At 61.4% G+C, this 21,983-nt stretch carries 26 protein-coding genes; 1 reads left to right on the forward strand and 25 read right to left on the reverse strand.

Annotated features, from left to right (window positions below):
* Positions 1-32: 32 nt before the first annotated feature.
* The 14 genes from fabD to FJ248_01495 all read right to left on the reverse strand — a co-directional run bounded on the left by fabD (position 33) and on the right by FJ248_01495 (position 10,437).
* Positions 33-983 carry an ACP S-malonyltransferase gene (gene fabD / locus FJ248_01430; GenBank protein ID MBM4119548.1) on the reverse strand — a complete coding sequence of 317 codons (951 nt, stop codon included), beginning with the start codon at positions 981-983 and terminating at the stop codon, positions 33-35.
* Between the two features lie 126 nt (positions 984-1,109).
* Positions 1,110-2,084, reverse strand: coding sequence for a ketoacyl-ACP synthase III (locus FJ248_01435; protein MBM4119549.1), 975 nt, complete (start codon positions 2,082-2,084; stop codon positions 1,110-1,112).
* On the reverse strand, positions 2,081-3,088 hold the full coding sequence (plsX, locus tag FJ248_01440; GenBank protein MBM4119550.1) for a phosphate acyltransferase PlsX: 1,008 nt from the start codon (positions 3,086-3,088) through the stop codon (positions 2,081-2,083). The genes FJ248_01435 and plsX overlap by 4 nt, the downstream gene beginning before the upstream one ends.
* A 69-nt stretch (positions 3,089-3,157) precedes the next feature.
* Positions 3,158-3,349: a 50S ribosomal protein L32 gene (locus FJ248_01445; GenBank protein MBM4119551.1), complete on the reverse strand. Its 192-nt coding sequence runs from the start codon at positions 3,347-3,349 to the stop codon at positions 3,158-3,160.
* A 20-nt stretch (positions 3,350-3,369) separates the two neighbouring features.
* Entirely contained in the window at positions 3,370-3,783 is a 414-nt protein-coding gene (locus FJ248_01450; GenBank protein MBM4119552.1) for a DUF177 domain-containing protein, read from the reverse strand.
* A 248-nt stretch (positions 3,784-4,031) separates the two neighbouring features.
* Positions 4,032-4,277, reverse strand: coding sequence for a 30S ribosomal protein S18 (gene rpsR, locus FJ248_01455; GenBank protein ID MBM4119553.1), 246 nt, complete (start codon positions 4,275-4,277; stop codon positions 4,032-4,034).
* A gap of 22 nt (positions 4,278-4,299) precedes the next feature.
* Positions 4,300-4,692, reverse strand: a complete 393-nt coding sequence (locus FJ248_01460) for a single-stranded DNA-binding protein (protein MBM4119554.1) — start codon at positions 4,690-4,692, stop codon at positions 4,300-4,302.
* Positions 4,689-5,030: a 30S ribosomal protein S6 gene (rpsF, locus tag FJ248_01465; GenBank protein ID MBM4119555.1), complete on the reverse strand. Its 342-nt coding sequence runs from the start codon at positions 5,028-5,030 to the stop codon at positions 4,689-4,691. Before rpsF ends, FJ248_01460 begins: the two co-directional genes overlap by 4 nt.
* Positions 5,031-5,148: 118 nt before the next feature.
* A complete protein-coding gene (gene ychF / locus FJ248_01470; GenBank protein MBM4119556.1) occupies positions 5,149-6,240 on the reverse strand; it encodes a redox-regulated ATPase YchF in 1,092 nt (363 codons plus the stop codon).
* Positions 6,240-6,833, reverse strand: a complete 594-nt coding sequence (locus FJ248_01475; GenBank protein ID MBM4119557.1) for an aminoacyl-tRNA hydrolase — start codon at positions 6,831-6,833, stop codon at positions 6,240-6,242. Before FJ248_01475 ends, ychF begins: the two co-directional genes overlap by 1 nt.
* Positions 6,834-6,835: 2 nt before the next feature.
* Complete coding sequence (locus FJ248_01480) at positions 6,836-7,630, reverse strand: 50S ribosomal protein L25 (GenBank protein MBM4119558.1); 795 nt, start codon at positions 7,628-7,630, stop codon at positions 6,836-6,838.
* A 36-nt stretch (positions 7,631-7,666) separates the two neighbouring features.
* A complete protein-coding gene (locus tag FJ248_01485; protein MBM4119559.1) occupies positions 7,667-8,617 on the reverse strand; it encodes a ribose-phosphate pyrophosphokinase in 951 nt (316 codons plus the stop codon).
* A 78-nt stretch (positions 8,618-8,695) separates the two neighbouring features.
* Positions 8,696-9,625 (reverse strand): 4-(cytidine 5'-diphospho)-2-C-methyl-D-erythritol kinase, encoded by a 930-nt coding sequence (ispE, locus tag FJ248_01490; GenBank protein MBM4119560.1) that lies wholly within the window; start codon positions 9,623-9,625, stop codon positions 8,696-8,698.
* 164 nt (positions 9,626-9,789) lie between these two features.
* Positions 9,790-10,437 (reverse strand): hypothetical protein, encoded by a 648-nt coding sequence (locus FJ248_01495; GenBank protein MBM4119561.1) that lies wholly within the window; start codon positions 10,435-10,437, stop codon positions 9,790-9,792.
* Between the two features lie 51 nt (positions 10,438-10,488).
* Here FJ248_01495 and FJ248_01500 point away from each other — a divergent pair, with 51 nt between their 5' ends.
* Positions 10,489-10,803 carry a hypothetical protein gene (locus FJ248_01500; protein ID MBM4119562.1) on the forward strand — a complete coding sequence of 105 codons (315 nt, stop codon included), beginning with the start codon at positions 10,489-10,491 and terminating at the stop codon, positions 10,801-10,803.
* A gap of 58 nt (positions 10,804-10,861) precedes the next feature.
* Here FJ248_01500 and FJ248_01505 read toward each other — a convergent pair whose 3' ends face one another.
* The 11 genes from FJ248_01505 to FJ248_01555 form a co-directional block, all read right to left on the reverse strand.
* Positions 10,862-12,004, reverse strand: a complete 1,143-nt coding sequence (locus tag FJ248_01505) for a beta-lactamase family protein (GenBank protein ID MBM4119563.1) — start codon at positions 12,002-12,004, stop codon at positions 10,862-10,864.
* 381 nt (positions 12,005-12,385) lie between these two features.
* Positions 12,386-12,682, reverse strand: a complete 297-nt coding sequence (locus tag FJ248_01510) for a YggT family protein (protein MBM4119564.1) — start codon at positions 12,680-12,682, stop codon at positions 12,386-12,388.
* On the reverse strand, positions 12,682-13,491 hold the full coding sequence (gene proC, locus FJ248_01515) for a pyrroline-5-carboxylate reductase (GenBank protein ID MBM4119565.1): 810 nt from the start codon (positions 13,489-13,491) through the stop codon (positions 12,682-12,684). The genes FJ248_01510 and proC overlap by 1 nt, the downstream gene beginning before the upstream one ends.
* A 13-nt stretch (positions 13,492-13,504) precedes the next feature.
* Positions 13,505-14,227 carry a YggS family pyridoxal phosphate-dependent enzyme gene (locus FJ248_01520; GenBank protein MBM4119566.1) on the reverse strand — a complete coding sequence of 241 codons (723 nt, stop codon included), beginning with the start codon at positions 14,225-14,227 and terminating at the stop codon, positions 13,505-13,507.
* Positions 14,228-14,275: 48 nt separating this feature from the next.
* On the reverse strand, positions 14,276-15,094 hold the full coding sequence (gene pgeF, locus FJ248_01525) for a peptidoglycan editing factor PgeF (GenBank protein MBM4119567.1): 819 nt from the start codon (positions 15,092-15,094) through the stop codon (positions 14,276-14,278).
* Entirely contained in the window at positions 15,051-16,238 is a 1,188-nt protein-coding gene (gene ftsZ, locus FJ248_01530; GenBank protein ID MBM4119568.1) for a cell division protein FtsZ, read from the reverse strand. The genes pgeF and ftsZ overlap by 44 nt, the downstream gene beginning before the upstream one ends.
* Positions 16,239-16,335: 97 nt before the next feature.
* A complete protein-coding gene (gene ftsA / locus FJ248_01535) occupies positions 16,336-17,565 on the reverse strand; it encodes a cell division protein FtsA (GenBank protein MBM4119569.1) in 1,230 nt (409 codons plus the stop codon).
* Between the two features lie 61 nt (positions 17,566-17,626).
* Entirely contained in the window at positions 17,627-18,448 is an 822-nt protein-coding gene (locus FJ248_01540; GenBank protein MBM4119570.1) for an FtsQ-type POTRA domain-containing protein, read from the reverse strand.
* A gap of 120 nt (positions 18,449-18,568) precedes the next feature.
* The gene (locus FJ248_01545) at positions 18,569-19,519 is read right to left on the reverse strand and encodes a D-alanine--D-alanine ligase (protein MBM4119571.1); all 951 of its coding nucleotides are present in this window, start codon (positions 19,517-19,519) and stop codon (positions 18,569-18,571) included.
* Between the two features lie 78 nt (positions 19,520-19,597).
* Entirely contained in the window at positions 19,598-20,581 is a 984-nt protein-coding gene (murB, locus tag FJ248_01550; protein MBM4119572.1) for a UDP-N-acetylmuramate dehydrogenase, read from the reverse strand.
* Complete coding sequence (locus FJ248_01555; GenBank protein ID MBM4119573.1) at positions 20,563-21,939, reverse strand: UDP-N-acetylmuramate--L-alanine ligase; 1,377 nt, start codon at positions 21,937-21,939, stop codon at positions 20,563-20,565. The genes murB and FJ248_01555 overlap by 19 nt, the downstream gene beginning before the upstream one ends.
* Positions 21,940-21,983 lie beyond the last annotated feature (44 nt).

Here is a 21,983-nt window from a genome sequence, read left to right on the forward strand (position 1 = left end):
GTGAAGCGTATCTCGTTTTCGATTCAGACGTTTCACGTTTCACGCTTCACGCCCAACGAATTGAGCGTCGCTTCGAGCGACGGCGAATCGTTGACGTTCAGCAGCTTTACCTCTGGCACGATCCGTTTGATCAAGCCGCTCAGCACCGTGCCAGGCCCGACTTCGATAAAGGTCGTTACGCCCATGCTGTGCATCGCCTTTACCGAGTCTTCCCACAACACCGACGACGGTAACTGTCGTATTAGCGACGCTTTGATCTCTGCCGCCGTCTTCAATGCCTTCGCTTCGGCATTGTTCACCAGTGGAGTTTTCAGATCTGACCAGGCCGTCGCCGCCACGTCTTTTGCCAATCGATCCGCCGCCGACTGCATGAGCGGCGTATGCACCGGCACACTCACCGGCAGCGGAATAGCCTTCTTGGCCCCCTTAGCCTTCGCCACTTCGATTGCTTTTTCGACCGCCGCTTTCGTACCCGCGATCACGACCTGGCCAGGCGAATTGAAATTGGCCGCGGCCACGACTCCAGCCGCCGAGGCTTCCTTGCATGCCTCGCGCACCACGTCCGGCGCCAATCCGAGAATCGCTGCCACCAGCCCACTGCCCGGCGGCACCGCCTCGGCCATGTATCGGCCCCGCTTCTGCACCAGCGCGGCCGCATCTTTAAAGGTCAGCCCACCCGCTGCTACCAGCGCGGAATATTCGCCGAGACTGTGCCCCGCAACTGCGACCGGCGTGAGCCCGACCGGCTCCAAAACCTTCCAGGCGGCAATGCTCGCGGTGAGCAGCGCCGGCTGCGTATATTCCGTCAGATTCAACTGCTGGGCCGGCCCGTTGAAGCACAGGTCGGCCACATCGTAGCCAAGGACCTCAGACGCTTCCCTGTAGACCGCCTGCACCGCGGGATGCGCATCGTACAACGCGCGTCCCATTCCAACCGATTGCGATCCCTGGCCAGGAAAAACCAAACCTATTCCGGAACCCATGACGCCGTATGATATGGGGGATTCCTCGTCATAATGTCAATCGGAAAAAGCGTCGCGCGGCGTTGCTGAAACGCCGTGCGTTAAGAAGCGTGCAAGATACGTTTCACGAAACCCGCTTAACGCCTTTTACCAGCGCATGACAGATGTGGCCCAGGTGAGCCCGCTGCCGAACGCTGACAGCATGACGAGCTTGCCTTTCGTGATTCGGCCGTCACGCACGGCCTCGTCCAACGCGATCGGAATGGACGCCGCCGAGGTGTTGCCATAGCGATCCACATTCATCACGACCTTATCCATCGGCAGGTCCAGCCGGTTAGCCACCGCCTTGAGAATGCGAGCATTCGCTTGATGCGGCACATACACGTCGAGATCCTTTACGGTCAAATTGTTGGCCGCCAGTGCCTCGCGCGCCGACTCTTCCAGCGTCTTGACCGCCACTTTGAAGGTTTCGTTGCCCCTCATTTTGATGTACTGCAATTCATCGGCCAGCATCTTTTCGGTCGGCGGCATCCGCGACCCACCGCCCGGGACGCAGATCAGATTCCACAGCGAACCGTCGGAATGCAGATGCGACGAGAGAATGCCCCGGTGCTCCTTCGTTGCGCTCACCACAACTGCTCCCGCACCATCGCCAAACAAAATGCAGGTGTTACGGTCCTGCCAGTTTGTGATGGAGGACATGACCTCGGAGCCGATTACCAGCACATGGCGCATGCCAGTCCGCACGTAGGCGTCCCCGACCGCGAGTGCATAGACAAAGCCGCAGCAGGCCGCCCCGATGTCGCAGGCCGCCGCGTTCGTCGCGCCGATACGATGTTGAATCAAGCAGGCCGTGGAGGGCAGCGGCGAATCGCCCGTGCAGGTTGCCAACAGAACTATATCGAGGTCGGAGGCGGCGACGCCGGCAGCCGCCAGCGCCCGCTCAGCGGCTTTCACGCCCAAATCAGAACAGGCTTCGCCCGGTGCGGCGAGCCGACGCTCGCGAATGCCCGTACGTTCGACGATCCACTCATCGGATGTCTCGACCATCCGCTCCAGATCAGCGTTGGTAAGTATCCGCTCCGGCGCGTAGAAGCCAGTGCCGGCGATTCGCGCCCTCACTCGGCGCCTCCCAACGCAGGCGGCTGGTGCACGGCGAGGCTCTGTTCGATATCACGGCGGATATTTTCGATCACGCGCCCGTCCACCATTCGCTTAGCCTGCCGGATCGCATTCTTGATAGCCTTAGCCGACGAACGGCCGTGCGCAATGACGCTGACGCCGTTGACGCCCAGCAGGGGTGCACCGCCGAATTCGGCATAGTCGGTCTTGCGCTTGAGCGCGAGCAGCGGCGCGGCGATGAAAGGATAGGACAGCCGTCCCAAAAACGAGCCGGCAATTTCCTTCTGCAGCAGTTTCTTGATTGTCTCGGCAAGGCCCTCGGAAATCTTCAGCGCCACGTTACCAATAAAGCCATCGCAGACGATGACGTCGGCGCCGCCTGCGTAGACGTCCCGCCCCTCAACGTTGCCAATGAAATTGATCCGGCTGGCTTTGAGCAGCTTCAGGGCCTCCTTCGTAACTTCATTGCCCTTACTCTCCTCCTCGCCAATGCTGAGCAAGCCCACGCGTGGATTCGGCTTGTCGTAGAGGTCCTTCGCGTATTCGTGACCCATGATACCAAACTGGACCAACTGGCTTGCCGTACAGTCCACATTGGCGCCTACGTCCAGCATGACCGCGGTGCCGGTCAGCGTCGGGAGCGTTGTGGCAATCGCGGGACGTTCGACGCCCTTAATCCGATCGAGCACGAAGATGGCAGAAACGACGCTGGCGCCCGTGTTGCCGGGGCTCACCACCGCATGCGCCTCGCCCGACTGAACGAGCTCGTTCGCGATCCAGATGGAGGAGTTGCGCTTCTTGCGCGCGACCTGCGCCGGCGACTCATGCATGTCCACGACCTGTGACGCGTGGCGGACGGAGACGCGAGAATCCGTACAGCCGGTGCGACGGAGCTGTTCGCGCAGTTGCACCTCGTCGCCAACCAATACGACGGCTACGCCAAACTCCTGTACGGCCAGAAACGCACCCTCGACAACGGGGGCGGGGCCATGGTCCCCGCCCATCGCGTCGACGGCGATTGTGAGTATCGATGTGGTCACGGCCACCGGCTTAGCACCGTGAAACGACGGCGATCAGGATTCTTCGACCGCGATGATCTGCGTGCCTTTATAGGTCCCGCAATTGAGACAGGTTAGATGCGGCAGCTTCGGCTCGTGGCACTGCGGGCACACGGACAGACCAGGCGCTGCGGATTTCTTGCGCTTCCAGTTCGCGCGCCGCATGTCGCGTCGCGATTTTGAGTGTCGGTGTTTCGGATTTGGCATGGCGTCTCCTTACCTCAGTCTCACTTCTTATTGTGTCCGGCCTGCTTCCCGCCGCGCGCCGGTTCCGCAGCCATCTGCGCCTTCAAGGTTGCCAGCACGGCGAAGGGCGAGGCCTTTGCCTCCTCCCGGCACCCGCACCGGCGTTCGTTCCAGTCCTGCCCGCACACCGGGCACAGCCCCTGGCAGTCCTCCCGACACAGCGGCTGCATCGGCGCATTGAGAATCAGGTGCTCGCGCAGCATCCCGTCGAGCACGATCTCCTCGCCGGTGTAGGCATAGAGGTCGTCGCCGGTTTCGTCGGCGGCCCCGCGGTCCTCCGATTTCTGCTCCTGCTCCGCGTCCTTGTGGAACTCCCCAGCCACAGGTAGCCGGAGCGCCTCGTCATACTCTTTCAAGCACCGGACGCATTGTCGCCGTACCGTTCCCGTCAGCATTCCGCTCACGTGCACCACGGCTCCGACCTTCAGCGCCTGCGCCGCGAGGGACAGGCCGCTGGGGATCTGCACTTCGTCCAGACTGAGCGCCAGCTCGTCCGCCAGCACGTCACAGGACAGGCTCAATCCGTCGCGCGGAATTTCCTGGAGATGGAGAACCGGCAAGGCCATGGGTCTCACCGCAAGGCCAACTGCGAGGTGGTTCGGATATACACGGAACCCCCCCGGCAAGTCAAACCGACGTCTCCTCAGTACTCCTCGGCAAACGATAGCATCGCGATCGACCGGGCCCGCTTGATCGCGATCGTCATATCCCGCTGGTGGCCAAGGCAGTTGCCCGACATCCGGCGAGGGACGATCCGGCCGCGCTCCGTTAGGAAATTTCGCAGCAACCCGATATCCTTGAAGTCAATCGGTGTCTTATCCGCACAAAACCGGCACTGCCGCCGCCGCTGAAACAACCGTCCTCCGCCTCCACCGCCGTCACGTTCCACGCTAAGTCCTCCTCGTTACAATCTACCCTTGAGGTTCTTCTTCGAAACCTGGCTCGTCCATCGCGCCGGCGTCGCCGCCACCGTCCTGCCGCTTTGGCAGGAACGTGACGGTCTGCGCCACGACCTCGTGTTTGCTGCGCTTCTGCCCGTCCTCCGTCTCCCAGCGCCGCTGCTGGAGCCGGCCGTCCACGATGACCCCGTTGCCCTTGCTTAGATACTGCCCGCAATGCTCGGCGGTTTTCCCGAACACCACGATGTCCACAAAACAGACCTCTTCCTTCATCTCCTCAGCCTGGCGATACTTGCGGTTCACCGCCAGCCCAAAGCTCGCCACCGGCGTGCCGTTGGGTGTGTAGCGCAGCTCCGGATTTTTCGTGAGGTTGCCGATGAGGATGACCTTGTTAAAACTCGTCACGCATGCGCTCCCTCAGCCACCGGAGCCGGTGCCGCCGGCTTGGCTGGCTGCTCGTGCTCGACACGTACGGTCAGGAATTTCAGTACGGAATCCTCGAGCCGGTAGGCGCGCTCGAGCTCGTCGACGACAGTCCCCGCCGAGCGGAAATGGATATAGACGAAGGTCCCGCGGCGCTCCCCCTTGATCTCGTAGGCCAGCTTCTTCTTGCCCCAGTTCTCGAGGATGAGAATAGACGCGCCCGCTTTTTGAAGCAGGCTCTTCATCTTCTCGATGAGCTGATTAGTTTCGTCGTCCGATGCGGACGGACGGATGATAAAGATAGACTCGTAGAGCTGCATATAGTCGTCCTCCTGGTCAAAGGCCCCGGAACCAAGTCCGGAGCGAGGGATGAGCGCATCGCTACAAACGATGCAAGTGCCCGAAAATTAACACAGTCCTAAACGGACTGTCAAACCGCTATACATTAAAGCGGAAGAAGACGATGTCGCCTTCTTTCATCACGTAATCCTTGCCTTCCAGACGAAAGAGGCCCTTTTCTTTCACCTTGGCTTCCGACCCACAGGCGAGGAGATCATTATAATGGTAGGCCTCGGCGCGGATGAAACCCCGTTCCATGTCGGAGTGGATCTTGCCCGCCGCCTGTGGCGCTCTGGTCCCTTCCAGAATCGGCCAGGCCCGCGACTCCTGCTCGCCGGCAGTGAAGAAAGTGATGATCCGGAGCAACTGGTAGGCTTCACGCGTCAAGCGCACGAGACCGGACTCGGTGAGACCCATGCCTTTCAGAAAGTCGGCGCGTTCCTCTTCAGGCAGCGAGGAGAGTTCTGCTTCCAATTGTCCGCAGATCGTGACGACCCGCGCGCCCCGCTTGTCGGCGAACTCCCGCACCCGCTTGACCATCGCCTCGTCCGCATTTGGCCCTTCTGACACATTGGCGACAAAGAGTACCGGCTTGGCAGCCAGCAACTGGCATTCATCGAGGATGGCCCGCTCCTCCTGTGTCCACGGCAGATTGCCCAACCATTCGCCCTTATCGAGCAATTCCAGAAGCCGCTGCACGAAAGCCATCTCCACCGCCGCCTTCTTGTCACCGGCACGGACCTTCTTCTCCACCTTCTGTTTGCGGCGGTCGAGCGTGTCCAGATCGGCCAGCATCAGTTCGGTTTCAATGACACTGATGTCGCGCAACGGGTCTACCCCACCGCTCACGTGCACCACATCGGTCCCCTGGAAACAGCGCACGATGTGCAGGAGCGCATCCACCTCACGGATGTGCCCGAGAAATTGATTGCCGAGCCCCTCCCCCTTGCTCGCGCCCTCAACGAGGCCGGCGATGTCGCGGACTTCCAGCGTGGCCGGTGTGGTTTTCCTGGATGAAAAAATCTCGTTGAGTTTCATCAGACGCGGATCGGGCACCAGGGCAATACCGGTGTTTGGTTCGACCGTGGCAAAGGGATAGTTGGCCGCCAGCGCCCCGCCGCCGGTGAGCGCATTGAACACTGTGGTTTTGCCGACGTTCGGCAGGCCAATCATGCCGCAGCAGAGTCCCATCAGTGCGCGTCCCCTTCCTCATCAGCCGCCTTGTCGCGGATGTTGAATTGATTCATAGCCGTGGAGACACCTCGGTGGATCAGACATTCCAGCGCGTCCACGACGTACTCCAGGCACGGCTCGTATATTGCCCGTTCTTCGCGCGCTACCGGCTCCAGCACGTAATCTGCCGCATCCTGTGCCGGCGCAGGCCGACCAACACCGATTTTCAGCCGCACGAACTGCGCAGTTCCCAGTGTCTCGATCACGGACTTGAGGCCGTTGTGTCCACCGTCGCCACCGGCTTGCTTGATCCGCATCCGGCCTGGAGCGAGATCAAGATCGTCGTGAATCACGATGAGATCGTCAGCGGTGAGCTTATGTTCTCTGAGCAAGCCCAAAAGCGGAGGCCCGCTAGCGTTCATCCAATCAAGCGTGCCGGCCAGTTCAATTCGCTCCGATCCAAGCCGTCCGGAACCTCGCTGCATGGTGCCGCGGGGCGCGAGCGCAATAGACCATCGAGCGGCGGCCCGCTCAATGGCCCACATGCCGACGTTGTGACGGGTTAGGGCGTAGGCCCTGCCGGGATTACCGAGCCCAACGATGAGACGCACCGCTACTTCTTCTTCTCGGCTTCCTTCTTTTCAGCCTTGGGAGCTTCCTTGGCAGCGCCTTCCTTGCCTTTTTCGGCCGTGGCCGTGGCGCCCGCCTTGGCATCGGCGGCAGGTGCACCACCTGCCGCAGCTTCCGCAGCTGCCGCTGCTTCCTTGCCCTTGGCCATGACCTCGGGCTCCTTGCCCTCGCCAGTTGTCGCCGTGCTGGTGAGCAGCGCTTCGAGCTTGGCATCAGACATCGGTACCGCCACGCTGACCACCATCAGCTCCGGATCGTCCAGAAACCGGACACCCGCGATCGGCGTCAGCTCCTTGAGATGGATGCCTTGGCCGATCACCAGTGCCGAGGCGTCTACGGGAATCGAATCCGGCATGGCGGACGGCAGGCATTCGACATGAATCTCGCGCGTGTTGTGCTGGAGAATACCGCCTTCCTTCACACCGGCCGGCTGGCTGCCGATAACGCTGACCGGCACCTTGACGCGGATGGGCTTGTCCATCAGCACCTCGAAGAGGTCGGCGTGCAGCACGTCGCCACTGACGGGATCGAGCTGATAGTCCCGCAACAAGGCGACGCGGTCGGCCTTCTTGGTCGCACCGGCAATTTTCACGTTGATCAGGACCGTGCTGCCAGCATGCGCCCGTAGAATGGCCTTCAGTGTGTCAGGGTTTAACGTCAGGAGCACGCACTCGCCCTGTCCGTACAGTACGGCCGGCACCCGCCCCTTCCGACGCAACTGACGGGCCGCACCCTTGCCCAACCCGGTTCTGGTTTCCGCTGCAAGATCGAATTTCATGGCTGCTCCTCGCTCCTCTCTCCTAGTAATATCAGATCACGCAAACAGGGACGTGACCGACTCTTCGTTGTGAATTCTCCGAATGGCCTCGCCCAGCAGCGGCGCGACTGACAGCACGCGCAGCTTCGAGCAGGTTTGCTCCTTGCCGTTAAGCGGAATCGTATTGGTCACGACCACTTCCGTCAACGGTGACTGTTGCAACCGTTCCAGCGCTGGCCCCGACAGAACAGGATGCACGCAACCGGCCCAGACGGACTTGGCCCCCTTATTTGCAACGGCCTGCGCACCCTGCACAATCGTCCCCGCCGTGTCGATCATGTCATCCAGTAAGATCACATGCTTGCCCTCGACGTCACCGATGATGTTCATCACCTGCGCGTTATTGGGCCCCTCACGTCGCTTGTCGATGATTGCCAGGTTAGTCTGCAGACGCTTGGCGAAGGCCCGCGCCCGCTCCACTCCGCCGGCGTCCGGCGACACAATCACGACGTCCTTCAAGTCCTTTCCGAACTGCCGGTTGATGTAATCCAGCAGCACTGGCAGCGCATACAGATGGTCCACCGGAATATTAAAAAATCCCTGGATCTGTCCCGCATGGAGATCCATGGTCAGCACGCGGGTGGCGCCCGCCGTCTCAATGATATCGGCCATCAGCTTTGCCGTGATCGGCACCCGCGGCTGATCTTTTCGGTCCTGCCGGGCGTAGCCGAAATAGGGAATCACCGCCGTAATCCGGTAGGCCGAAGACCGCTTCAGTGCATCGAGCATGATCAGCAGTTCCATGATCGACGTGTTGACCGGCGTGCAGCACGACTGCACCACGAACACGTCCGCTCCGCGGACATTTTCGTCGATCTTGATGCGGATCTCCCCGTCGCTGAAAGACGAGACCGTGGCCCCCCCTAACTGGACTCCCAAATGGCTGCAAATCTCCTTTGCCAGCGCGGGGTTGGCTGTTCCAGAAAACAGTTTTAGCTGGTTGTCCAGACCCATGAACTCCTCATTTAACCGAACAGCGAACTGTAGCGGAAAGAGTACGAAATTGTCAACGAAACGTGGGGATAATCAGACGTCGAAAACACAGGATAGGGGGCCAGCTCCAGCGGGTCCGGCAAGCACCCGCCAGCCATTGATTGCGCCCAATGCCCGCCGGGCGCACACTGCAGACGCCTCGTCGCTAAACACGCCGAACACCGTGGCGCCACTGCCTGACAGCATGGCAGCTTCGGCGCCGGCATCGCGCAGGGCCTGCGCCACCTTCGCCAGTTCGGGATGAGACGGCCCTACGGCGGCTTCAAAATCGTTCTCCATCAGCGGGATGACTTGATCCCACGATGCCGTCGCACCGCCTACGACACGCCGCAGTGAATCAGCTAGCGGGGCTACGCTGGAGCGGCGCATGGACAATTGTTCATAGGCCCATTTCGTTTCGATTGGGAACCCGGGGTTTACCAGCACTATCCAGCGCCGGCCGGTCAGCGTCACGGCTTCGACGGCCTCACCACGTCCAGTCACCACAGCGGACGGAGCGCAGAAAAAGAACGGCACATCACTGCCCAACGGCGCACCCACCTTCATCATGTCCGTCAGGGACCAGCGGAGTGCAAATAATTCATTGAGCGCCACGATGGTCGCCGCCGCGTTGCTGCTCCCACCACCCAACCCGGCCGAGACCGGGATGCGCTTGGTAAGCGTAATGGCGAGACCCGCATCCCGACCTACTGCCGGACCTGCCCGCTCCAGTACGGCTTCCACCGCCCGGTAGATCAGATTCCGCCGATCGGTCGGCAGCGAGACGTCGTCGCATGCCAGATGAATGCCCGGCTGTCCCGGCGTGGTCCGAACAGCCAGCGTGTCCGCAACCTCTACCGTTTGCATGAGCGACCAGAGATTGTGGTAGCCATCCGGGCGACGATCCAGGACGCGGAGCACCAGATTGACCTTGGCCGGGGCGTGAATGTGTATCGACCGGTTACTGGTCATGCGCAACCTCATCCTCGTCCCTGTCGCGCTCACTTGCGATGCCGAACTTGCTCAAACGATACCGCAACAATCGCGCGTTTAGGTGCAGCAATTTAGCCGGATTTTACTGTGTTTTGAAGCTTGGGACAATCCGATAAAACGGATTATGTGCAAACGAAGCTTTGGCAGGCACCGGCTCAGGGCGGAGAGACTTGTCCGACGTTCAGACGAGACAATCCTCGATACAAATAGTGCACTCCAGACCCGATAGTAAGCGTTACCATAATATAGAGGAGGGGCTCGACAAGCGGTACCTCCATCTGCCGGGACAGCGCGATGACCGAAACCAGCAGATAGATCAGCTGGGCAACTGTGGTGCCCTTACCCAGAATCGTCGGCGCGATATCAAGATCAGACTCGGTCAATTGTGCCAGCAATGTTCCAGCAAAGAAAATCACGTCACGGCTGACGACTAGAAGGACGACCCACAGCGGCACCCGATGGAGCACCGACAGGGTAACAAAACCGGAGGCAAGCAATAGCTTGTCTGCGAGCGGATCGAGATACATCCCCAGCTGGGTCCGCTGGTTGGCCGCCCGGGCGATAAACCCGTCCAGCGCATCTGTCAGACCGGCCACCAGCAACACGCCCAGAGCCCAGCCATACCAGGTGTGGAGCATAAATCCGACAAAGACAGGAGTTAGCAGAATTCGAAGCAGCGTAAGGCTGTTGGGAATGTTGAGCACATCGCCGGCCCAGGCTATTTTATTGAGACGCAACGGAGTGCGCATGAAGCATGATAAAGAGCGTAGAAAGAACTTGTCAACGCATCTTGCGCCGCCCATCCCGGCTGACTATAATGCGCCCGTCCGAACCGGCCGTTAGGAGGGTGCCGCGTGAGTTCGCTGCCACTAACATTTAAAAAAGAAGGCCTGATCGAACGCCACCAGATCGAGGGATCCGATCCGAGCGACCGGTATTTCAACCGGTCCGTTCAGGTCAACCGCACCGCTCCGGGCTACACGGCCAGCGTCATGTACGAGGCCCTGACTGTGACCGGCCAGACCAAGCCAACCATCCCGGCCGCCGTCGCCAGCATCGTGGACAAACTCCAGGAATTAGGATTCACACGGATACGGACCCGGACAAATTTCAAGGGCCAGCGCTATCTGGCGGAAAAAGAAACCTGGGTGGATTACCCAGATAAATAGCTTGCCGACGATAGAGGGTAGCGAGCAGCTAAGAATTTCTTTTCTGGCTCCCTGCTACTCAGTGCCGGTTGCCAGCTGTGCTCTGTTCGCTACCCGCTACCAGCTCTTTATAAATCAGATCGTGAATCACTGGCCGGAACAGTTTGATTGCTTCGTTGCTCCTTGACGGATGCACCCGGTTGGATAGCAGGATTACTTCCAGTTCAGCCTGCGGATCGATCCAGATCGACGTGCCGGTGTACCCGAGATGGCCGAATGAGGCCGGCGAGAACCGGCTTCCGGACGACGACGGAGCCGACGGCGTGTCCCATCCCAGCGCCCAACTTGACCCCGTGACCCGGTCCTGCTTCGTGACGAATTTCCGGACGAGTTCGGACGGCAGCAGCCACCCGCGCCCTACGTAGCTATCCAGCCATTGCCCGGTCACCGTCGACACGGCAGCCGCCGTGCCGAACAGACCGGCGTGACCGGAGACGCCGCCCAGTGCGTGGGCATTCTCGTCGTGCACTTCCCCCCGGAGCAGCCGGCCTCGCCAGGATTCCTGCTCCGTTGGTGCAATCGTATGGAGGTCCAAGGGGTGCTCTCCCTTCGCCCCTAAAAACATCAGTGGCGTCTGCATAGGTTTGAAAACCTGCTCCCGGCAATAGGCCTCGAGCGTGTGGCCGGTTACCCGCTCGACCACCATGCCCAATAGCATGAACCCCAGGTCGCTGTAGACACTGCGCGTCCCCGCGGGATACTCAAGCGGTTCTTCTGCGATCAATGTCAGCATGCGTGCACGGGCAGCATCGCTGCCGAGCAAGCCCGGCCGTAGCTGGTCTTCTTGCGCAATGCGTTCATAGAATGGCCGCCAACTCGGCAGGCCGGAGCTGTGAGTGAGCAGGTGCCAGATCGTCATCTCGCCAATCGGATGCCCCACACACTCGGGCACGTGCTTTTTGACGAGGTCGTCCAGCGTCAGCCGTCCGTCTCGAACCAGCAACAACACGGTGGTCACCGTGGCCAGAGGCTTGGTGAGAGAAGCCAAATCGTAGAGCGTGTCGAGGCAGGCTGGCTCCACGGCAGGTACCAACGCGGCATTTCCAAAGGCCTGATGACAGGCAACCTGCCCGCGCAGACGGACGAACAGCACGGCGCCAGGGAACACGCCGTTCGCCACGGCGGCCTGCATGGCGTCACCGATGGGATCAGGCTTGCTCATGCATCAAGTGGAATCATGGGGGTACTCGCGTGATGGAACGCCTCCGAGCGGTTCATCGTCCACCATCGGTTCGATCACTAGGGCCGCCTCTGCGTCCCACGCGTCCATCGTGATCACGCGGTCGAACGGCTGCATCATTCCGCGCAGATTTCGATCGCTAGCGCCATCTCGACCATGCGGGAATTGTCCGACTGCCTTTCGGTGGAGCCCAGCTTCTGGCGCAGAGACGCAGTTTCCCGGTTGAGCTCGTCGACCGCCTACGCGATCTGCGCTAGAAACCGGTCGATGTCCTGGCGGTTGTAGCCGCGAAAGGACACCATGAGCACCATGTGCTGAATGTCGAGCCGCGAAATTTTCATGGCTCCCCTCGTAGGGCTTCGCTCAATGCAGCTGCGCAGCCGTCTCGTACAGCGACTGGACCAGCGCGTATTGCAGGAAATACAAAATCAGAATCACGATCAGCGGCGACAGATCGATCCCCATCTGCCAGCCCAAGCGGCGCCGGATCGGCTCCAGCACCGGTTCCGTTGCCCGCTCCAGAAACTGCACGATCGGATTCCAGGGGTCCGGACTCACCCACGACACGAGCGCCCGCGCGATGATGATCCACGTATACAGTGAGAGCACCATCTCTAGCACCCGTGCCAGCCCCTGCAAGGCATTGCCCGCGACGAACATCAGTGCTTGGTCTCCCGTCCCAATTCTTCCGACCGTTTGGCCGCTGCCTCCACCGCACCCATCAGCGCCGCGCGCAGCCCGCCCTGTTCGAGTCGATGCAGGCCCGCAATCGTTGTCCCGCCGGGCGAGGCCACGCCGTTTTTCAACTTGGCCGGCAGCTCGCCGGTCTCCAGCACCATCTTTGCCGCACCCAGCACCGTCTGCGCAGCCAGCAGATCCGCCACTGAACGGGGCAGGCCCATTTTCACGCCGCCGTCCGCAAGCGCCTCGATCGCCGTAAATACATAAGCTGGGCCGCTGCCGCTCAGGCCGGTGACGGCGTCCATGAGCTTCTCCTCGACCACCACCGCCTTGCCGACTGCTTCGAAAAGACGACGGGCGAGCTGCTGATCCTTGTTGGTCACACCGGGACCGAACGCGATCGCTGACACACCGTCGCGCACCAGCGCCGGTGTGTTTGGCATGATCCGCACGAACCGCGCCGTCTTCGGTGCCAGGGCCGCCAAATGCTTGAGCGTGATGCCAGCGGCAATCGACAACACGAGTTTACCCGCTAATGCCGACGCCAGCTCCTTCATCACGGCATTGAGAGTCTGCGGCTTCACCGCCAGCACGACGACCGTGGATGCAGCAGCCGCCTCGCGGTTGTCCGATCCTGTGCGCACGCTGAACCGCCGCTTCATCAGATCGCGCCGTTCAGCGCTCGCGTCCGTTGCCACAATCGCCTTGGCCGTGACGGTCTTGGCCGCCAGCCAGCCTCCAATGAGAGCTTCGCCCATCTGGCCTGATCCGATCATGGCAATCGCCATCGCTGATTTTGATTTAGCCACGCCGCGCTCCAAAAATTGCCGCGCCAACCCGCACCATTGTCGCTCCTTCCTCGATCGCCGTTTCAAAATCCCCGGACATGCCCATTGACAACTCGTGCATCCGCATGCGCTGCAGCTTCAGACTCGCCAGCGACTGCGCCAACTCGCGTAGAGCACGAAAGTGCATCCGCGAGGCCTCCGCTTCCGACGATACCGGCGGAATCGTCATCAGACCCTCAACCGCCAGATTCGGCAGCGCGTCAATCGCCTGCGCCACATCCAGCAACATGTCCGGAGCAAACCCGCCCTTGCTCGCTTCCCGACCGATATTCACTTCCAGGAGCACGCGTTGCTGCGTCCCTGCTTCTCGCGCCCGCTGATCGATTTCTTCAGCCAGCTCCACACTCTCCACTGAGTGGATCAGCTCAAACAGGGCGACGACTGTTTTCACCTTCCGCCGCTGCAACCGGCCGATAAAATGCCACTGCACGCCGGGCACCGCTGTCAACTGCTGGATCTTTGGCACGGCCTCCTGCAGCCGATTCTCACCGAGCATGCTCACACCGGCATTCACGGCGTCCCGGATGCATTCGACTGGTACCGTTTTTGTCACGGCCACGAGTCGGATTGCCTCCGGCTTCCGTCCGGCCCGCTGCGCCGCCTGCTGGATCCGGGCCTGAATGTCGCGGACGCGCCGGGCAATCTGATCCACCTCTACGTGGTCGCCAGTGTCCATGAACGCTAATTGCCGTGAGAGGTATTGTACCGAAAGCGTAGAAGCTTGTCAGTTCGCGCGGCGTTTTCCGCTCGCACGGTGTGGTACCAGCATGATCCCGCTAACCATTGTACCCCGAGCCGTGCCCTCGCGGCGATAGGAGTGAAATAGCGTCGTATGGCAGATGGTACAGAGGCTCACAGAATAAATGCCTCCTTCCGGCACGCCTGCCTGCACGGCCTGTCCGCGCACGAGCCCGCGCAGATTGAGCTTGGCCTTGCCAGGCCCCGTGTTTTTGATCACAGTGCGCCACGCCGGATAGCTCTCGCGCAGACGGTCCAGTACTGGCTCATCTACCTCATAGCAGCAGACCCCGGCCGCGGGCCCGATGCTCAGGCGCAACGAGGCTGGCTGTGACTTGAACTGCCTCCTCATCACTTCGACGGTCCTGGGAATGATTCCCGCCACGGCTCCACGCCAGCCTGCATGCACTGCCGCCACGACGCGGGTGCACGGGTCATGGATGAGCACCGGTACGCAATCCGCGGTCTTGACCGTGAGTAGCACGCCGGCCTGATTGGTCACCAGCGCGTCCCACCCGCCATCGAATGATGGCGCACCCAAAACGGGCCGGTCCACCACCAGCACTTCCGTGCCATGGACCTGATTGACCGAGACCACGCTCGGAGCGGCGAACACGGGCGCCAGGCCCTGCATCCGAGTGCCAAAGAAGTGCCGGACGCCCTGCCGTTCGCTGGCAAAATGCGGAATCGTGATCACCATGTTTGACCAAAATGTTGTTCCCTTTGTTTTGCACTTCCTACTTCTTACTTGCTCCCTTCTCCTAGCCTCCCTGCTTGCGCAGAAAGGTCGGCACGTCCCACGCATCGTCCGTGGCCAGGCTAAGCCGCTCCTGCGATTCGCTGCGCTTGCTTGAGAACCGGCGCAGGAAAGCTGGCTTCTCCATCTGCTTCTCGGTTTCGCCGCCATTCATGTCGCGCACGCTGGCCATGGCCGGCTCAATGGCCGGCATCGCCCCCGTTCGGGCCGCGGCGGGCAACCGGGCCGGCGGTTCATCCTTGTCGAAGCCGGTGGCCACGACCGTCACAACCAAATCCTCCTTGAGATCCGGATTGATTACCTGCCCGACGATGATGTTTGCCTGCGGATCGGCTGTGTCCTGGATGATCGACGCCGCCTCGCCCACCTCGTGCAACGTCATGTTCGCCCCGCCCGTGATGTTCAGCAGTACGCCGCGCGCCCCGGTCACGCTACCGTCCTCCAGCAGCGGGGAATTGATCGCCTTCTGCGCCGCCTCCTGCGCGCGGTTCGCGCCCCGCGCCACACCCATACCCATGACGGCCCGCCCGGTGAAGCTCATCACCGTGCGCACGTCCGCAAAGTCTACGTTCACGTGGCCCGTCGTCGTAATCACGTCCGCGATGCCCTGGATTGCCTGACGCAGCACGTCATCCGCCACCTTGAAGGCCTCCAGCAGCGGCGTGGATTTGTCTACGATGCCGAGCAGCCGCTGATTGGGGATCACCAGCAGCGTATCGACATGACGGCGCAATTCCCGCAGCCCCTCCTCCGCATAGCTCATCCGCCGGTGCCCTTCATATTGAAAGGGCTTGGTCACCACGCCGACGGTCAGCACGCCCAGATCGCGCGCGACTTTGGCCACGATCGGCGCGGCTCCGGTGCCTGTACCGCCGCCCATGCCGGCAGTGACGAAGATCATCTCGGCCCCCTCAATCGCCTCGCGAATTTCGTCCTCGCTTTCGAGCGCCGCCTCACGGCCAATTTCCGGCTTGGCGCCGGCGCCCAATCCTTGCGTGCGTTCGGGCCCCAGTTGGATTTTGATCGAGGCCTGGGACCGCCCTAGGGCCTGGACGTCAGTGTTGGCCGACACGAACTCCACGTTTTTGAGCCCGGCCTGGATCATCGTGTTGACGGCGTTGCACCCCGAGCCGCCGACGCCGAAGACCTTAATATGCACCGGCATCACATCGCCTTCGTGTAGTGAGAACATGCCGCGTCCCTCCTTTTTTTTAGCTATCAACCAGCAGCAAGTAGCAAATAGCCAGGATTCATAGTTGCTTGCTGCCGGCTATTTGCTATTCGCTTCCTCAAAAAAACTCCGTCATCCATTCTTTCATCCGCCCTAAGACCCGCCCGACCCGGCGTCCGTTTCCGGCCGTTTCCAGTTCACCCGCATGGTGGCAGGCATGGAGAATCAGTCCAACACCGGTCGCGTGCATCGGCGTGCCCGCGACATCCCGCAGCCCTTCTACGCCATGCGGTACGCCGCGCCGCGCCGGGAGGCCCAGAATCTTCTCTGCCGCATCCGGCATGCCCTCCAGCATGGAGGTGCCGCCGGTGATCACCACGCCGGCACCCATCATCGCCTCGTAGCCTGCCCGTGTGATTTCGTGCCGCACCAGCTCGAACATCTCGTCCACGCGCGGCTCGATGATCTCTGCCAGCTCGCGCCGCGAGACCGTCCGCGCCGGCCGCTCGCCCATGCCCGGTACGGGCACCATCTGGTCGTCCTTGACCATGTCCACGCGCGCGATGCCGTGCTTGATCTTGATCTTCTCTGCCTCCGTCTGTGTCGTGACCATGCCAACGGCGATGTCCTTTGTGAGGTTCTGCCCACCGATTGGTAGCACCGCCGTGTGCCGGATACTCCCATCGACGAAGATTGCCAGATCGGTTGTTCCGCCGCCGAGATCCACCATCGCCACGCCCAGTTCGCGCTCCTCCGCGCTCAAAACCGCCTCGCTCGAGGCCAGCGGCTGCAGCACGATGTCGATCACGTCAAGTCCGGCCTTGTTGACGCACTTGACGATGTTCTGGGCCGAAGTCACCGCGCCCGTGATGATCTGCACTTCCACCTCAAGCCGCGACCCGGACATGCCCAGCGGATCCCGTACGCCGTCCTGGCTGTCCACCATGAATTCACGCGGAATGACGTGCAGCAACCGGCGGTCCGGGCTCAGCACGGCCATCGAGCGCGCGGTTTCGATCGCCCGGGCGATGTCCGCGCGCGTGACTTCCTGCTTTTTTAGCGCCACGACGCCGCGCGAGTGGATGCCGTTGATGTGACTACCGGCAATGCCGGTGTAGACCGAGTTGATCTGCACCGCCGCCATTAGCTCGGCTTCCTCCACGGCCTTCTTCACGGATTCAACCGTGCTTTCGATGTCCACGACCACGCCCTTGCGCATGCCGCGGGACGGGCTGGTTCCGACGCCGACGATGTTGACCGTGCCGTCTTCCGTGACCTCGGCCACGATCGCGCAAATTTTCGTCGTCCCGATGTCCAACCCGACCACGATGTGATCCCGTCTGGCCATGTGGGTTACCCCCTCTCTGGAGTTTTCAATTTGGAGTTACGAATTGTGCGTTTCGGTCGGATCATCCCCGATCCCTCATGATCACTTTGTCCGAAAACCGCAGATCGATCTCGGACGATCCGTGGGCCGTGCTCACGCGGCGGACCGGCTTCACCGCACGATACCGCTCCCACTGCTCTTCCACCGGCTGCGCGCCAAACTGAAACCGCATGCCTTTGAGATAGGCCACCGCATGCGCTGGATCGGTCACATCCACCTCAGGCCGCCCCTCAAGCGAATGGGCCAGCAGCCCCGCCAGCTTGATCCCGCGCTGTACCGCCTCGCGCGGCTGCGCCTCGCCCAGTAGCAGCTTTTTGGGGTCGGCCCCGACGACCACCGGCAGATCATCCCGGTCTTCCGGTACTGACGACGACAACACGGCGCCCTCCTCATCCAGCAGCATGACTATCGACGGCGCCTTAAACAGCGCCGCGGGCTTGCGCTCGGTGACCTGCACGGACAGGGTATGCAGCGGTGATCGAGTGACCGTCACCGCCTTGACCCAAGGGTGCGCGGCCACACGCGCTTCCAACTCAACCGGATTGACCGAGAGCAGCGTCTCTTTCGATGTCAACTCAAGCCGTTCCACGACTTCTTCGCGTTCGATCGTCTGCAGGCCGGTCACATGCACCTCGCGGATGTCGAACCACTTGGCCACCACCGGGCCCGCCATAGAATAAAGTGAGAGCGCCGACCAAGCGCCCAGCAGAACCGCCACTGCCCAAAGCGTCCCGCGAACAGCATCCCGCGCCTTTTCGGATTTCGTGCGCTGGACCGGCGCGCGCCCGGAATGCCGTTGCAGATTGGGCCGCGGACTACGAACCCGTTTGCCGAACCAGCTCATGCCATCCCCCTAGCCCGCCTGAGCACGGACTCCAGAATTCTTTTCCTCAGCGTGTCGTAATCCATCCCTGCCTTCGCTGCCGCCCTTATAAACAATATGGTTTCCGTCATCTCAACTTCTTCATGCCGAAAATGTACGTGCGCGACGAAGTGCAGACTCAAGAATTTGCTCTGTCAGCGTGTCATAATCCAATCCGACTTTCGCCGCCGCCATGGGCAGCAGACTCGTTTCCGTCATTCCTGGAATTGTGTTCACTTCAAGGACATAAGGCTTCCCTCTGGGCGTCACGCGAAAATCCACCCGCGCTGCGCCGTCGCAGCCCAGTAACTCATAGGCCTGGACTGCCAGTTCTGTCACACGCCGGGTCACCGCCGTTGGCAGGGGCGCCGGGCAGAGATACCGACTGCGACCCTTCGTGTACTTGGCCGCATAGTCGTAGAACCCGTCAGGCGAGACAATTTCGATCGTCGGCAACGCCATTGTCCGGCGCGGCCCGCGCAGAACGGAGACCGTGATCTCGTGGCCGGGGATATAGGCCTCGACCACCGCCTCGCGGTCGTGCCGATATGCCCTCGCCAGCGCCGCGTGCCATTCGGACGGTTTGCGCACGATGGAAATGCCGATTGTCGAACCCTCTGCTGCTGGTTTTACGATCAACGGCCATTTCAGCAGGGCGGGTTTCGCCACCCGCTCGCCTTTCCGCACCACCGTGCCATCCGGGACCGGAATCCCGTGTGCAGCCAGGACCATCTTGGTCGTCACCTTGTGCATCGCCATGGCGCTTGCGCGGACGCTGGAACCTGTGTAGGGCAGTCCGATCGTCTCCAAAAATCCCTGCATCGTGCCGTCCTCTCCTCCCGGTCCGTGCAACGCGACAAACACCAACTCAATCTTCTGCTTTGTCAACCGCTCGGGTAGCGACGGATCCACGTCAATGGCCACTGCACGATAGCCCCGACGCAACAGCGCGCGATGCACCGCCTGTCCGGTCCGCAGCGAGATGTCCCGCTCGCCCGACTGCCCGCCCATCAGGACGCCAATGCGAGCCTTCGTCAACGGCTTCGTCGTCATTCGTTATTCGCTCCGTCCCAGGATCTCCGCTTACTCCTATCCTTACGATTGACGGATAACGGTTGACGCATGACGCCTCTAGGGCTCCCCAACGATCTTCAGTTCCAATTCAAGCGTCAAACCCGTCTTGTCCTCGACCGTGCGCCCGACCTTCTTGATCAGCGCAATGACGTCGGCCGCTTTCGCATGACCGAGATTCACGACGAAGTTTGCATGCTTGTCTGACACCTGCGCGTCTCCGACCCGCGCGCCTTTCAAACCCGCTGACTCGATCACGCGGCCCGCGGCATCGTGACCCGGATTCCTGAACACGCAGCCGGCACTGGGCAGCGTAAGCGGCTGCGTGTTCTTACGATGACGGAGATATTCCTTCACAGTTGCCTGAATCTTGTCCTTCGGCGCCGGTTTGAGCTGCACCCAAACGCCGACGACGATGCCGCGTGGCAGCAGCGCCTGCCGGTAGCTGAACCGGATGGCTGAGGCCGGTACGTCGATCGTAACTCCCGGCGATTCCACGATCCGCACGGCTTTCACGCTATCCTTCATCTCACCGAGCGTCGTACCCGCATTCATCACGACGCAGCCAGCCGCCGTGCCTGGGATGCCGGCCGCCCATTCGAGGCCGGACAGGCCACGGCTCGTCGCATGCTTCATCAGTGTCGGCATCCCGACGCCACCCTCCGCGTAAAGCACATGGCCCGGTTCGTCTGTGATCGCTTTCATCCTGGCCAGACTGACCACGATGCCGCGGATGCCGTGATCGCGCACAAGCAGATTCGTCCCGCCCAGCACAAAGATCGGAATATCCGCTGCTTGTGCCTGCCGGACCAGCCGGCTGACGTCATCGGCATCAGCCGGCATCACCAACACGTCCGCCGGACCACCAATCCGGAAGGACGTGTACTCTTTCAATGGCGCGGAGAACTTCACATCGCCCTTCAACCCGGCCACCGCTGCGCGTAGGTCTGCCGTGGCCCAGCGGGGCGGCGTTCTCCGCGATGTACTCCGACGTGTCACGCGTCCTCCGTCAATAATCCGCAACCTCACAGACGCTCCAACAATTCAAGCCCCGTCTTCCAGATATCCCCTGCACCCAGCGTCACCACCAGATCGCCCGATTGCAGCGTCGGCAGGACCATCGCAGCCAGATCGGTGCGCTTTTCAGACCAGGTGACCGCCGGTTGCCCCGCAGTGCGGATCGCCTCGGCCAGTTTCTGTCCCGACACGCCCGCAATCGGGGCCTCGCCCGCTGCGTAGATCTCCGTGACAAACACCGCATCGGCCTGCGCGAAGGATTCCGAAAACTCCTGGATCAGGTCGCGGGTCCGCGTGTAGCGGTGCGGCTGGAACAGGACGACGACCCGGCGATTCCATCCGTGCTTGGCCGCAGTCAGCACGGCCTTGATTTCGGTCGGATGGTGTCCGTAGTCGTCCACAACCATGATGTTGTTTTTCTCACCGCGCAGATGGAATCGCCGCTCCACCCCGGCAAAGCTTGCCAGCCCCTTGCGGATGAGATCCAGCGGCACGTCCAGTTCCATGCCCACCGCAATTGCCGCCAGCGCATTTGATACATTGTGAACGCCCGGTGCGGAGAGCCGGAACGGACCGAGCGGCGTCCCACGATAGGAGACCCGGAATTCCGTCTGCCACTGATTGAGCGTGATGTCGGTGGCCAGGAAGTCAGGCGTGAGGCCTCCATTTGTGTTGAGCCCATACGTCTGGTAACGCTTCACAACGCGATGCTGCAGCTTCCGCAGATGCTCGTCGTCCGCGCATAGCACCGCCAGGCCGTAGAAGGGCACACGGTTGATGAACTCGAGAAAGCTCTGCTCGATCCGTTCCATCGAGCCGTAATGGTCCAGGTGCTCGCGATCGAGGTTTGTGACGGCCACGATCGTCGGGGAAAGTTTCAAGAACGAGCCGTCGCTCTCGTCGGCCTCGGCCACAAGCAGATCGCTGCGACCCAGTCGCGCGTGACTACCGAGCGCGTTAACGCGCCCACCAATCACCATCGTGGGGTCCAGCCCCCCCTGTGCCAGCACCGTGGCCACCATCGTAGTGGTGGTCGTCTTCCCGTGCGCACCGGCGATCGCCACACCGTATTTGAGCCGCATGAGCTCGGCCAGCATCTCGGCGCGCGGGATCACCGGGATGACCTTTTCGCGGGCTGCGACGACTTCCGGATTCGCCTGCGCCACCGCTGAAGAGATAACGATTACCTGCGCCTCGCCAATGTTCGACGCATCATGGCCGATGAAAATGTTGCCGCCCAATTCGCGCAGTCGGCAGACCGTGTCAGACTCCTGGAGATCGGAGCCCGACACCTTGTACCCGAGCGTCAGCAGCACCTCGGCGATGCCGCTCATGCCGACGCCGCCAATTCCGACGAGATGAATATGCTGAATCTTTCTGAACATCACTCTCGTCTGTTGCGCGCGGGACCGGGCCGGCTCCTTGTCGA

This window comes from Nitrospira sp. (assembly GCA_016873435.1).
Classification (GTDB): Bacteria; Nitrospirota; Nitrospiria; order Nitrospirales; family Nitrospiraceae; genus VGXF01.